General features: G+C 70.8%; 1 protein-coding gene. It reads right to left on the bottom strand.

The genetic code is table 11. The features are described 5' to 3' along the window. Complete coding sequence (locus IAE56_RS03960) at positions 1–15,057, bottom strand: Ig-like domain-containing protein (RefSeq protein WP_200751552.1); 15,057 nt, start codon at positions 15,055–15,057, stop codon at positions 1–3. Between the last annotated feature and the right edge of the window lie 72 nt (positions 15,058–15,129).

The raw sequence follows: 15,129 nt of genomic DNA, 5'->3' as shown, positions 1-15,129 counted from the left end.
TCAGCGCCCCTCCCCGCTGCGGGAACCGGCCGGCGGTGACAGTCCGCCGAGCGGCTCGATCGCCAGCTGCTGCAGCACGCGGCCATCGCTGCCGTGCACTTCGATGCGTGTGGCGGCGGCGACCTCGGCCGGCAGGCGGCTGGCCAGTGCATCGCGCACCGTCTGCGCACGCTGCCCGGCCAGGGCTTCCTCGCCCGCCGCAGCGACCAGCAGCACGCGGCCCCCGCCGCGCGCCACCAGTGCCTGGGCGGCCTTGTCCAGCACGCCCGCGCGGTCGGCTGCCAGCGTGGCGCTGCCGCTGGCGAACAGTGCCTGGCCGAGTTCCACCCGCGCCGGACGCGGCACGACGGCGGCGGGTGCGCTTTCGCTGCTCAGGGCACCGTCCGGCATGCGCACGCCGAAGTCGAAGCGGACCGGCAGGCCGGGGGTGATGCGCCGTACCAGCGGGTTGGGCGTGGTGAAGCGCGCACCGGCCGGCAGCGTCGACGGATCGACCTTGAGGATGAAGTTGCGGCCGCGTGCTTCGCCGCCCGGAATGCCGACCAGGTGGTAGCGACCGAAGGCATCGGTTTCCATCACCAGGCCTTCCACCGCCGCCACGCGCACGCCGGGGATGCCGCGCTCGCCATCGTCCTGGATGCCGTTGCCGTTGCGGTCGTCGAACACGCTGCCGACGATCAGGCTTTCATCCAGCAGCGGATCGACGCTGACGTCGACATCGGCCGTGGCCACGTTGCCGATGCTGCGGTTCTGCCCGTCGATGGCGGTGATGCGGTTGGTGTGCACGCCGGTGCCGGTACCCGCGCCGACGCGCAGGTAGTAGACCACCGTGGCGCGCTCGCCGACCGGCACGTCGATGCCGTCGATGCGCAGCGGCTGCACGCCGCTGGTGCGCGCATCGTTGTCGGCATCCTGCACCGCGAAGCCACCGCTGACGAAGGTGAAGCCCGGCGGCAGCGTATCCAGCAGCGTGGCACCGTTGGCATCGACCTCGCCCACGTTGTCGATGGTGACCGTGTAGCGCACCAGGTCACCGATCTGCGCCGTGCGCTTGGCAGCCACCTTGGTCAGGCGCAGCACGGCCTGCTGGCCGGCCACCGTCACCGCCACGTTGGCTTCGGCGCACAGCGGGGTCGGCACGCTCAGGTCGCAGACGCGGTAGCGGAAGCTGTCGGTGCCGCTGAAGTCCGCGGCCGGCGTGTAGGTGCACACCCCGTTGGCGCACTGCACGGTGCCGTGGGCCGGCGCGGCAGCCACCTGCAGCGAGGCCGGGTCCAGCGGCGCGGTGCGGGTGCTGTCGTTGGCCAGCACGTTGATTAGCAGCGGGCCGCTGGTCTCGGCAGTCACCGCATCGTCGGCCAGGGTCAGCACGTTCGGCTCGACGGCGATGGTCACCGATGCGCTGGCACACATCGATGGATCGGCGACATCGCAGACCTGGTAATCCAGGCTCTGGATGCCCGCGAAGTTGGCCAGCACCGCGAAGCGGATGCGCTTGTTCGGCAGCACCGTGGCATCGCCATACGGCGGCGGCGCGGTGATGGTGACAGTGACCGTGGCCGGATCCACCGGCGTGCCATCCACGCGGTCGTTGCCGAGCACGTCGATGTCCACCACGCCGTTCTGCGGCATGTCGATCCGGTCATCCTCGGCCACCACGCCCGGCTCGGCGGCGATGACGGTCACGGTGACGGTGCCGACATCGCAGACGGTCGGCTGGCTGACCAGGCACAGCGTGTAGGTGGTGCTGTAGCTGCCCGGGGCCAGGCCCGCGGCCACGTCCACCCAGCCATCGGCGCTGAAGGTCAGTGCGTTGGTGGCCACCGGCGTGAAGGTGACCTGGGCCGGATCCAGCGTGGCGCTGTTGAAGGTGTCGTTGGCCAGCACGTTGAGCAGGCGGGTGCGGCCTTCCGGACCGACCGGGCCACCCGTGTCGTCCACCGCCAGCAGCGCACCCACCGGGCCCTGCACCAGCACGGTGGCGATGGCGGTGGTGCAGTTGGTCGGCACGCCGTTCTCGCACAGCTGGTAGGCCAGCTGCACCTGCCCGGCCTGCACGCCCGGGGCCACCATGATCTGGCCCTGGTTGTTCATGGTGTAGCCCGGCGTGCTGCCGGTCAGGCTGGCCACCACGCTGCCCACCGGCGGCGGCGAGACGTTGTTGAAGCTGTCGTTGTCCAGCACCGAGCGGGCGATGGTGCCGCCCACCGACGGATCGACCGGCGTGCTGCTGAAATCATCGTTGACCGCCAGCACCACGTTGGCCGCGCCGCCCACGTTGAAGGTGACGGTGGCCGTGCTGCACAGGGCCGCGTTCGGCGCCGGCAGGCAGACCTGGTAGGTGAAGCTGACCGGCCCGCTGGTGCCCACCGGCGGGGTGTAGGTGAAGCTGCCATCGGCGTTGAACAGCAGGCCGGCCGGGGTCGCGCCCTGCACGCTCCACACCGAACCCGCCGGCATGTTGTCGTTGCCCGCCACGCTGTTGGCCAGGGTCTGCCCGGCCTGCACGCTGAAGGCATCCGGCTGCGGCGCGGGGCTGACCACCACGCTCACGCTGGCGGTAGCGCAGTTGCCGGGCGCGGCCACTTCGCAGACCTGGTAGGTGACCGTGGTCGGCCCGGAGATGACGCCGGTACCGATGCTGATCGTGCCATCCGGGTTGATGCCGAAACCGGCCGGTGCGCCGACCAGGGTCAGGGTGACGGTACCGGCCGCCGGCGGCGAGACGCCATTGAGCGAGTCATTGTCCAGCACGCTGTCCGTGGACGTGCCCGGCGCGACATCGACGAAGCTGTCATCGCCCGCCACCAGGGTGCCGGTGTTGACGTTGAGGGTGACCGGCGCGGTACCGCACTGCGCGGCATTGGGCGCCGGCAGGCACGCCTGGTAGGTGAAGGTGACGGCGCCGAGGGTGCCGGCCGGCGGCGTGTAGGTGAAGCTGCCATCGGCGTTGAACACCAGGCCCGGCGGCGTTGCACCCTGCACGCTCCAGGTCGAACCGGCCGGCATGTTGTCGTTGCCGGCCACCGTGTTCGACAGCACCTGGCCCGCACGCACGCTGAAGGCATCCGGCTGCGGCGCCGGGCTGACCACCACGCTTACCGTCGCGTTGGCGCAGTTGCTGGGCGCGGCCACTTCACACACCTGGTAGGTGATGCTGGTCGGGCCGGACGGCACGCCGCTGCCGATGCTGATCGTGCCATCGGGGTTGATGCTGATGCCGGCCGGTGCGCCGACCAGGCCCAGGGTCACCGTGTTCGCCGGCGGCGGAGTGACGCCATTGAGCGAATCATTGCCGAGCACGCTGGGCGTGGTGCCGCCCGGGGCGATGCCGGTGAAGCTGTCATCGCCGGCCACCAGGGTGCCGGTGTTGACGTTGAGGGTGACCGTGGCGGTGCCGCACAGCGCCGCATCCGGTGCCGGCAGGCAGGCCTGATAGGTGAAGGTGACCGCTCCGGTGGTGCCCAGCGGCGGCGTGTAGGTGAAGCTGCCATCGGTGTTGAACACCAGGCCCGCCGGCGTGGTGCCCTGCACGCTCCAGCTGGAGCCGGCCGGCAGGTTGTCGTTGCCGGCCACCGTGTTCGACAGCGTCTGCCCGGCCGCCACGCTGAAGGCATCGGCCTGCGGCACCGGGCTGACCACCACGGCCACCGTGGCGGTGGCGCAGTTGCTGGGCGCGGCCGCTTCGCAGACGCGGTAGGTCAGCGTGGTGGCACCCGAGGTGACACCGCCGCCGATGCTGATCGTGCCGTCGGCATTGATCGCGAAACCAGCCGGTGCGCCGACCAGGCCCAGGGTGACCGTGCCGGCAGTCGGCGGCGACACGCCATTGAGCGAATCATTGGCCAGCACGCTGGGCGTGGTACCGCCCGGGGCGATGCCGCTGAAGCTGTCGTTGCCCGCCAGCAGGGTGCCGGTGCCGATGTTGAAGCTGACCGTGGCGGTGTTGCACAGCGCCGCGTTCGGTGCGGGCAGGCAAGCCTGGTAGGTGAAGTCGACCACGCCGGTGGTACCGGCCGGCGGCGTGTAGGTGAAGCTGCCATCGGTGTTGAACACCAGGCCCGGCGGAGTCGCGCCCTGCACGCTGAAGCTGGCGCCGGCAGGCAGGTTGTCGTTGCCCGCCACCGTGTTGGACAGCACCTGGCCGGCCTGCACGCTGAAGGCATCGGCCTGCGGCGCCGGGCTGACCACCACGTTGACCGTTGCGGTGGCGCAGTTGCTCGAGGCTGCCGCTTCGCAGACCTGGTAGGTCAGCGTAGTGCTGCCGGAGGTGACGCCGGTGCCGACGCTGATCGTGCCGTCGGCAGCGATGGTGAAGCCGGCCGGCGCGCCGACCAGGCTGACGGTGACGCTGCCAGCAGCCGGCGGCGACACGCCATTGAGCGAATCGTTGGCCAGCACGCTGGGCGTGGTACCGCCCGGCGCGATGCCGGTGAAGCTGTCGTTGCCGGCCACCAGGGTGCCGCTGTTGACGTTGAGGTTGACCGTGGCGGTGCCACACAGCGCCGCGTTCGGTGCCGGCAGGCAGGTCTGGTAGGTGAAGGTCACCGGGCCGGTGGTGCCCGCCGGCGGCGTGTAGCTGAAGCTGCCATCGCTGTTGAACAGCAGGCCCGCCGGCGTCGCGCCCTGCACGCTGAAGGTCGAACCGGCCGGCATGTTGTCGTTGCCGGCCACGTTGTTGTTCACCGACTGCCCCGCCTGCACGCTGAAGGCATCGGCCTGCGGCGCCGGGCTCACCACCACGTTGACGCTGGCGGTGGCGCAGTTGCTGGAGGCCGCCACTTCGCAGATCTGGTAGGTCAGCGTGGTGCTGCCCGACACCACGCCGCTGCCGACGCTGATCGTGCCATCCGGGTTGATGCCGAAGCCGGTGGGCGCACCCACCAGGCTCAGCGATACCGAGGCGGCCGGCGGCGGCGTCACGCCGTTGAGCGAATCATTGGCCAGCACGCTGGGCGTGGCCGTGCCGGGGGCGATATTGCTGAAGCTGTCATCGCCGGCCACCAGGGTGCCGGTGTTGACGTTGAGGGTGACCGTGGCGGTGCCGCAGACGCTGCCGTTCGGCGCCGGCAGGCAGGCCTGGTAGGTGAAGCTGACCGCACCGAGGGTGCCGACCGGCGGCGTGTAGGTGAAGCTGCCATCGGCGTTGAACACCAGGCCCGTGGGCGCGGTGCCCTGCACGCTCCAGCTCGAACCGGCCGGCATGCTGTCGTTGCCGGCCACGTTGTTGGCCAGCTGCTGCCCGGCCTGCACCGAGAAGGCATCGGCCTGCGGCGTCGGGGTCACCACGAGGGTCACGCTGGCGGTGTCGCAGTTGTTGGCCGCCGCCGCTTCACACAGCTGGTAGGTCAGCGTGGTGGAACCGGCCAGCACGCCGCTGCCGACGGTGATCGTGCCATCCGGGTTCAGGGTGAAGCCGGCCGGCGCGCCCACCAGCGACAGCCGCACCCCGGCCGCCGGGGCCGGGCTGGCGCCGTTGAGGCGGTCATTGGCCAGCACGCTGGCCGCCGACGTGCCGCCGGCAACCACGCCGGTGATGACGTCATCGCCAGCTACCAGGTCGCCGTTGTTGATGTTGAGGGTGAACGTGGTGGTGCCGCACAGCGCCGCATCCGGTGCCGGCAGGCAGGCCTGGTAGGTCACCGTGATCGGACCGGCGGTGCCGGCCGGCGGTGCATAGGTGAAGCTGCCATCGGTGTTGAAGGTCAGGCCGGCCGGTGCCGTGCCCTGCACGCTCCAGCTCGAACCCACCGGCATGTTGTCGTTGCCGGCCACGCTGCTGGCCAGCGTCTGCCCGGCCTGCACGGCGAAGGCATCCGGCTGCGGTGCCGGGCTGACCACCACCAGCACGCTGGCGGTGTCGCAGTTGGCCGGCGAGGCCACCTCGCAGATGCGGTAGGTCAGCGTGATCGCACCGGACTGTACGCCGGTACCCACGGTGATCAGGCCATCGGCGCTGATCGAGAAGCCGGCCGGTGCACCGACCAGGGCCAGCGTCACCGTACCGGCCGCCGGCGGCGACACGCCGTTGAGCGAATCGTTGGCCAGCACGCTGGTGCCCACGGTGCTGCCCGGCGCGATGTTGCTGAAGCTGTCGTCGCCGGCGACCAGGGTGCCGTTGTTGATGGTGATCGTGGCGGTGGTGACGCCACAGACCGCGGCATCCGGCGCAGGCAGGCAGACCTGGTAGTCAAAAGTGACCACGCCCAGGCGGCCCGGCGGCGGCGTGTAGGTGAAGGCACCGGTAGCGGTCATCACCAGGCCATCCGGCGCGGTGCCCTGCACGCTGTACAGCGCGCCCGGCGGCACGTTGTCGTTGCCGGCCACGCTGGCCGACAGCGTCTGCCCGACCTGCACGGCGAAGGCATCCGGCTGCGGCGACGGGCTGACCACCACGGTGACGCTGGCGGTATCGCAGTTGTTGGCCGCTGCGGCTTCGCAGATCTGGTAGGTCAGGGTGACCGGACCGGAGACCGCGGTGGACGGCACGCTGATCGTGCCCTGCGCGGTGATCGCGTAACCGGCCGGCGCGCCGACCAGGCTCAGCACCACCGAGGAACCGGCCGGCGGCGAGTTGCCATTGAGCGAGTCATTGGCCAGCACGCTGGCGCTGGAGGTGGTGCCGGCGGCGACACCGGTCAGGGTGTCATCGGCAGCGACCAGCGCGCCATTGTTGATGTTGAGGGTGAGCGTGGCGGTGCCACACAGGTTGGCATTGGGCGCCGGCAGGCAGACCTGGTAGGCCACCACCGCCGGACCGCTGGTTCCGGCCGGCGGCGCATAGGTGTAGCTGCCATCGGTGTTGAAGCTGAAACCGGCCGGCGGCGTGCCCGGCAGGCTCCAGCTGGAACCGGCCGGCATGTTGTCGTTGTCGGCCACGGTGGCGCTGAGGCTCTGCCCCACCTGCACGGCGGCGGCATCGTCCTGCGGCGCCGGGTTGACCACCACGGTCACGCTCGCATTGGCGCAGTTGCCCGGCGCCACCGCTTCGCAGATCTGGTAGGTCAGCGTGGTCGGGCCGGACATCGCGCCGCTGCCGGCGGTGATGGTGCCGTTCGGGTTGAGGGTGAACGCGGCCGGTGCACCGACCAGGCTCAGCACCACGTCGCCCGGCGCCGGCGGGCTGACACCGTTGAGCGAATCGTTGGCCAGCACGCTGGCAGCGGAGGTACCGCCCGGGGCGATGCCGACCAGCGTGTCGTCACCGGCCAGCAGGGTGCCGTTGCTGACGTTCAGCGTGGCCTGCGCGGTGGCGCAGGCCGTGGCATTCGGTGCAGCCAGGCAGGCCTGGTAGAGGAAGGTGACCGCGCCGGTGACGCCGGTCGGCGGCGTGTAGCTGAAGCTGCCATCGGTGTTGAACACCAGGCCCGGCGGGGTCGCGCCCTGCACGGTCCAGCTGGAACCGGCCGGCATGTTGTCGTTGCCGGCCACGCTGGCCGACAGCACCTGCCCGGCCTGCACGCTGAACCCATCGTCCTGCGGTGCCGGCAGGACCACCAGCGCGATGCTGGCGGTGTCGCAGTTGTCGCTCACCGCGGCTTCGCAGGCCTGGTAGGTCAGGGTCAGCGGGCCGGACACGATGCCGGCAGGCACGGTCAGCACGCCATCGGCAGCGAGCACGAAGCCGGCCGGAGCACCGACCAGGCTGACCAGCACCGTGCCGGCGGCAGGCGGCGAGACGCTGTTGAGCGAATCGTTGCCCAGCACGCTGGTCGCGGCGCTGCCACCCGGCGCGATGGTGAAGCTGTCATCGACCGCAATCAGGTTGCCGTTGTTGATGTTGAGCGTCACCGTGGCGGTACCGCACAGCGCTGCATCCGGCGCGGGCAGGCAGGCCTGGTAGGTGAAGGTCACCGGGCTGGGCGTATTGGCCGGCGCGGTGTAGGTGAAGCTGCCATCGGTGTTGAAGTTCAGGCCGGCGGGCACGGTGCCCTGCACCGAAAACTGCGAACCGGTCGGCAGGTTGTCGTTGGCGGCCACGTTGCCGTTGCTGATCGTGCCTGCGGCCTGCAGCGAATACGCATCGGCCTGCGGCGACGGCGCGATGACCAGGGCCACGGTGGCGGTATCGCAGTTGCTGGGCACGGCGGTTTCGCAGATCTGGTAGGTCAGCGTGGTCGCGCCGGAGAGCACGCCGCCCGGCACCACGATGGTGCCGTCGGGGTTGATGGCAAAGCCGGCCGGGGCGCCGACCAGGCTGAGCTGCACGCTGGCCGGTGCCGGCGGCGTGGTGCCGTTGAGGCTGTCGTTGGCCAGCACGCTGGCGGTGGTGCCACCGGCCGCGATGCCGCTGAAGCTGTCGTCCGCTGCAACCAGGGTGCCGGTGTTGACGTTGATGGTGGCCGTGGCGGTACCGCACACCGCGGTGTTCGGTGCGGGCAGGCAGGCCTGATAGGTGAAGGTGACCGCACCGGTGGTGCCCACCGGCGGCGTGTAGCTGAAGCTGCCATCGGCGTTGAACGCCAGCCCCGCCGGCGGGGTGCCCTGCACTGCCCAGCTGGAGCCGGCCGGCAGGTTGTCGTTGGTTGCCACGCTGGCACCGGTCAGGCTGGCACCGGCCTGCACGGCGAAGGCATCGGCCTGCGGTGCCGGGGTCACCACGAAGGTGATGGCCGCAGTAGCGCAGTTGGTCGGCGACGCGGTCTCACACAGCTGGTAGGTCAGCGTGGTGGCACCCGCCACGGCACTGGCCGGAATCTGCACGCTGCCATCGTTGTTGATGACGAAGCCGGCCGGCGGCGCCACCAGCAGCAGCTGCACCGCGGCCGACGGCGGCGGGGTGACGCCGTTGAGGACGTCATTGGCCAGCACGCTGGGCGTGACCGATCCGGCGGTGAGCGGCGCGACGAAGGCATCGTCGTTGGCGACGATGGCACTGACCGCGATGGTGAGCGTGGCGGTGGCGGTGCCGCACACCGCGGCATCCGGTGCAGGCAGGCAGGCCTGGTAGCTGAAGGTGACCGGGCCGAGGGTGCCGGCCGGCGGCGTGTAGGTGAAGCTGCCATTGGCGTTGAACACCAGGCCCTGCGGCGGCGACGGCACGTTCCAGGTGGAACCGGCGGGCATCGCGTCATTGCCGGCGACACTGCCGGTGTTGGCCTGGCCGGCCTGCACGCTGATGGTGTCGTTCACCGGCGTCGGCCGCACCACCAGGGCGATGCTGGCGGTGGCGCAGTTGTTGGCCGCCGCCGTCTCGCACACCTGGTAGGTGAGCGTGGTGGCGCCACTGGCCGCATCGGCCGGCACCGACACGGTGCCGGTGGGGTTGATGCTGAAGCCAGCCGGTGCGCCCACCAGCGACAGCGCCACGTTGGCCGGAGCCGGCGGACTGACGCCGTTGAGGGTGTCGTTGGCCAGCACGCTGGCCGTGGTGCCGCCCGGCGCGATCGCACCGAAGCTGTCGTTGTTGGCCAGCAGTGCACCGTTGTTGATGTTCAGCGTCACCGTGGCGGTCCCGCACACGGTGGTGTTCGGCGCCGGCAGGCAGGCCTGGTAGACGAAGCTGGTCGGGCTGGTGGTACCGGCCGGCGGCGCATAGGTGAAGCTGCCATCGGCGTTGAAGGTGACACCGGCCGGCGGCGTGCCCTGCAGGCTGAAGATCGAGCCCACCGGCATGCCGTCGTTGGTCGCCACGTTGGCGGTGACCGACAGGCCCGCCTGCACGGCAAACGCATCGTCGGCCGGTGCCGGTGCGACCACCAGGGCCACGTTGGCGGTGGCGCAGTTGGTCGTGGCAGCGGCTTCGCAGACCTGGTAGGTCAGCGAGACCGCGCCCGCGGCCGTGCCGGCGGCCACGGCGATCGTGCCGTCGCCGGCGATCGAGAAACCGGACGGCGCACCGACCAGGCTGAGCACCACGTCGGTCGCGGCCGGCGTCGTGTCGTTGAGCGTGTCGTTGCCCAGCACGCTGGAGGTGGCACTGCCGGCGGCGACCGGTGCGGTGATGGTGTCATCCACCGCGACCAGGGTGCCGCTGTTGACGTTGAGGGTGGCCGCGGCCGTTGCGCAGAGGGTGTTGTCCGGCGCCGCCAGGCACACCTGGTAGTTGAAGGTGACCGCGCCACTGAAACCGGCGGCCGGGGTGTAGACGAAGCTGCCATCGGCATTGAACGACAACCCGGCCGGTGCGGTACCGACCACGCCGAACTGCGCACCGCTGCCGACGTTGTCGTTGCCTGCCACCGAACCGGTCAGCGCCACGCCGGCCGGCGTGGACAGGGCATCGTCGATGGCCGACGGGGCCACCACCAGGCGCAGCGTGGCGTTGGCGCAGTTGCCCGGCGCCGCCGCTTCGCACAGCTGGTAGGTCAGCGTTCGGCCACCCGCCGGCACGCCCGCGGCAACCGTCACCGTGCCATCCGGGTTGAGGCTGATGCCAGCCGGTGCACCGGTCAGGCTCAGCAGTACATCAGCGGCGGCCGGCGGCGTGCTGCCGTTCAACGCATCGTTGAGCAGCACCGACGGCGTGCTGCCACCGGTGACCGGATTGATCGGCGCAGCGCTGAAGTTGTCGTCATTGGCGGCCAAGCTGCCGACGGTGATGTTGATGCTGGCCGTCGCGGTGGCGCACAGCGCGTTGTCCGGCGCCGGCAGGCAGGCCTGGTAGGTGAAGGTGACCGGGCTGACCACGTTGACCGGCGGCAGGTAGGTGAAGCTGCCGCCGCCGCCGAAGCTGAGGCCGGCCGGCGTGGCGCCGACGACGGTGAACACGGCACCGGCCGGCACGTTGTCGTTGTCACCGACGCTGCCGTTCAACGGCTGGCCGGCGGCGGTGGAATAGCTGTCGTTCTGTGCCGACGGCGTCACCACCAGGCGGATGCTGGCACTGGCGCAGTTGCTGGGCGCGGCGGTTTCGCAGATCTGGTAATTCAGCACCGTGGCACCGGCGGCGGCGCTGGCGGGCACCTGCAGCAGGCCTGCGGTGGTGAGCGCATAGCCCGACGGGGCACCCACCAGGGTCAGGGTGACGCTGCCGGCCGGCGGCGGCACGCTGCCGTTGAGGCTGTCGTTGACCAGCACGCTGGTGCCGCTGATCGCGCCCGGCGCCAGCGGCGTCGCACTGAAGTCGTCGTCCATCGCCATCAGGGTGCCGGCGTTGACGTTGATGGTCGCGCCGGCCGTGCTGCACAGCGCGCTGTCCGGCGCCGGCAGGCAGGCCTGGTAGCTGAAGCTGACCGGCCCGGTGAAACCGGCCGGCGGCGTGTACTGGAAGGTGCCGTCGCGGCCCAGCTGCAGGCCATCCGGTGCGGTGCCGGACACGGTGAACACCGCGCCCACCGGCGCGTTGTCATTGCTGGCCACGCTGCCCGAGAGCAGCTGCCCGGCCGGCGTGGAGAACACATCGGCCACGGCCGTGGGCGCGACCACCAGGCGGATCTGCGCCGAATCGCAGTTGCTCGGCAGCGCGGTCTCGCACAGCTGGTAGGTCAGCGTCAGCGCCCCGGACGGCACGCCCGCATCGACGTTCAATACGCCACTGGCATCCAGGGTGAAGCCCGACGGCGCACCGACCAGGCCCAGCAGCACATCGGCCGACGCCGGCGGCTGGGTACCGTTGAGGCTGTCGTTGAGCAGCACCGACAACGTGCTGCCACCACCGGCACCGATCGGCGTGGCACGGAAGTCATCATCACCGGCGACCAGGGTGCCGGCGTTGACGTTGAGGGTGACCGTCGCGCCCGCGCACACCGTGCCGTTCGGCGCCGGCAGGCAGGCCTGGTAGGCGAAGGTGACGATGCCCTGGGTGCCGGCCGGCGGCGTATAGGTGAACGCGCCGTTGGCAGCCAGCACCAGGCCCGCCGGTGCGGTGCCGGTGACGCTGAAGGTGGCACCGGCCGGGACGTTGTCATTGCTGGCGACATTGCCGCTGACCGGCACGCCCACCGCGGTGCTGACGTTGTCGTTCACCGCCACCGGCGCCAGCAGCAGCTGCACCGCACCGTCATCGCAGTTGGTCGGCAGCGCGGCCTCGCACATGCGGTAATCGAAGTTGACCGCACCCGCGGCCGCGCCACCGGGCACCGAGATGGTGCCGTTGGGATTGAGCACGTAGCCGCTGGGCGCGCCCAGCAGGCTCAGGATCACTTCGGCCGGGGCCGGCGGAATCGCACCGTTGATGGTGTCGTTGGCCAGCACGCTGATGGTGGTGCCACCGGTGGCGGGATTCAGCAGGCTGCCGCGGAAGTCGTCGTCGTTGGCGACCAGGGTGCCGGCATTGACGTTGAGGGTTGCCGTGGCGGTGCTGCAGACGGTGGTATATGGCGCCGCCAGGCAGGCCTGGTAGGTGAAGGTCGTGGTGCCGGTGAACTGCGCCGGCGGGGTGTAGGTGAAGCTGCCATCGGCGTTGAACACCAGGCCCGGCGGCGTGGCGCCGGTGGTCGCATAGGTGCTGCCGGCGGCGACGCGGTCGTTCACCGCCACGTTGCCGCTGACCGCACGCCCGACCTGGGTGGTGAAGCTGTCGGCCACGGCCTGCGGCGCGATCACTACGGCGATGGTGGCGGTGGCGCAGTTGCTGGTGCCGGCCTGGCACAGCTGGTAGGTCAGGCTCAGCGGGCCGGCGGGAGCACCGGCCGGCACCTGCAGTTCGCCGGTGGGCGCCAGCGTGAAGCCGGCCGGCGGGGCATTGATCAGCGACAGGGTAGCCTGCACCGGGTCGATCGCCACACCGTTGAGGGTGTCGTTGGCCAGCACGCTGGCCGTGCTGCCACCGGTGCCGGGCACCGGCGCAGCGGTGAAGTCGTCATTGCCGGCCACGACGGCGGCGACGGCCACGTTCACCGTCACCGTGGCCGCATCGCAGATGCCGCCATTGGGCGCCGGCAGGCAGACCTGGTAGCGGAAGCTGTCCGCACCCGCGTACGTGCCCTGCGCGGTGTAGCTGAAGCTGCCGTCGGCGTTGACGCTGACCGTACCGTGGGCGGCGCCGGCCAGCAGGCTGAACTGCGAACCCGCCGGCACGTTGTCATTGCCGGCCACGGTGTTGGCCAAAGCGACGCCCGCGATCGCGGCAAAGCTGTCGTCCACCGCATCGGGGGCGATGACCAGCTGCACGTTGGCGGTGGCGCAGTTGGTTAAGCCCGGCAGTTCGCAGATCTCGTAGCTGAAGGTGAAGGCACCCGACGCCGCACCGGCCGCTACCTGCAGCTGGCCAGCGGCGTTGGCGGTGATGCTGGCCGGTGCGCTGTTCAGTGCCAGGCTGACGCCCGCCGGTGTCACTGCCGTGCCATTGAGGGTGTCGTTGCCGAGCAGGCTGATGGCGGTGGTGGTGCCCGGCTGCAGCGGCGTGGCGAACAGATCGTCGGCCGCCGCCAGCGCGTTGGCGGCCACGCTCACGGTCACCGTTGCGGTATCGCAGACGGTGCCGTTCGGTGCCGGCAGGCACAGCTGGTAGGTGAAGGTATCCGGCCCGGTATTGGCGTTGGCCGGGGTGTAGGTGAAGGTGCCATCGGCGTTGACCACGGCCGTGCCGCGGGTGGCCTGGGTGCCCAGAGTGAAGACCGAGCCGCTGGCGAAGTTGTCGTTGCCGGCCAGGGTGCCGGTTACCGGTCGACCACCGCCCGGGGTGCTCACCGCATCGTTCTCTGCGTTCGGGCTGACCACCAGGTTGGCCGTGGCCGTGGCGCAGTTGGTCGGCGCGGCGTTGTCGCAGAAGCGGTACATCACCGACAGCGGACCGGCCGCCGCAGTCGCCGGCACGACGATGGTGCCGTTGGGGTTGATCGAGAAGCCGCTGGGCGCGCCGACCAGGCTGAGGGTCACGCCGGCCTGCGGCACCGGGTTGCCGGCGAAGGTGTCGTTGAGCAGCACGCTGGGCGTGGTACCGCCCGTACCCGGCGGCAGCGGCGTAGTGAAGGTGTCGTCGGTGGCCACCAGCACGTTGGCATTGACCAGCACCGATGCCGTGGCGATCGAGCAGACGCTGCCATTCGGCGCAGGCAGGCAGACCTGGTAGGGGATCGATGCCGGCTGGGTGATGCCGCCCGTGGGCGCGTAGGTCAGCGTGCCGGTGCTGCTGATGGTGGCGCCCGCAACCGGCGTACCCGACGCGCTGTAGGTGGCGCCGGCCGGCGCGTTGTCGTTGGCCGCCAGGTTGCCGGTGACCGTCGTGGCCGCTGCCTGCGCGTTGATGCTGTCGTTCACGGCCGTGGGTGCGATGACCAGGCTCGCCGTGGCGGTGGCGCAGTTGGTCGGCGAGGCGTTCTCGCAGATCTGGTAACCGATCGACGTCGCGCCCGCCGCAGCACCGGCCGGCACCGCGATGACGCCGGCGCTGTTGATGGTGAAGCCCGCCGGCGCGTTCTGCAGCGAGATGATCAGGTTGCCGCCGACCACCGGCTGGCCGTTCAGGGTGTCGTTGCCCAGCACCGTCGGCGTGCTGCCGCCGGTGGTGGAGGAAATGGGCGTGGTGAAGCTGTCGTTGGCCGCAACCAGCGCATTGGCCTGCACCGGCACGGCCGGGGTGGTGGCGGTGTTGTCGCCCGGGGTCGGATCGGTCGTGCCCGACGGCAGCACCAGCGACACACTGTTGGCCGGCACCGTGGCCGGGGTCGCGGCCGGCGCCGTGCCGTTCACCAGCAGCACCACGCTGTCGCCCACGCCGACGTTGACCAGCACGTTCACCGCATTGCCGCTGCCACTGGGCTGCGCACAGGACGACGCAGCCGTGGTCGCCTGGCAGGTCCAGGTCACGTTGGTCAGCAGCGAGGACACCGTATCGACCACGCCCACGCCACTGGCCGCCGACGGCCCTGCGTTGTTCACCTGGATGCGGTACTGCACCGGGCCACCCGCGGCCACGGGGCTGGCGCTGACCAGGCTCTTGCTCACGCTCAGCTGCGCCTGCAGCGCCAGTGCGTTGGTATCGGTAGCGCTGTTGTTGCCCGGCGTCGGGTCGGCCACGTCGGTCGGCGCGGTCACCGTGGCGGTGTTGTTCAACGGGTTCGGGTAGCTCTGCGCCAGCAGCGGCGGCGGCAGCAGCAACGCCAGCACGGCCATGGCATGCGCGATGCCGGCCGAAGCCCTGCCTGCCCTGCCCTGCCTGCCCACTGCTGCCATGCGTCCGTCCTCGAATGCACGCCGTCGCCTGCTGCAGGCATCCGGCATCGGTGGTCCTGTCCTTCCCCCGCG

Origin of the sequence: Stenotrophomonas sp. S41, assembly GCF_016624625.1 — a bacterium.
Taxonomy (GTDB): domain Bacteria; phylum Pseudomonadota; class Gammaproteobacteria; order Xanthomonadales; family Xanthomonadaceae; genus Stenotrophomonas.
The sequence above is the reverse complement of the archived record's forward strand: the minus strand, read 5'-3'. Positions and strand labels throughout refer to the sequence as shown.

Bases quoted from the DNA above. Each gene is read 5' to 3' on its own strand.
- IAE56_RS03960 (WP_200751552.1), bottom strand. From the start codon at position 15,057: ATGGCAGCAGTGGGCAGGCAGGGCAGGGCAGGCAGGGCTTCGGCCGGC.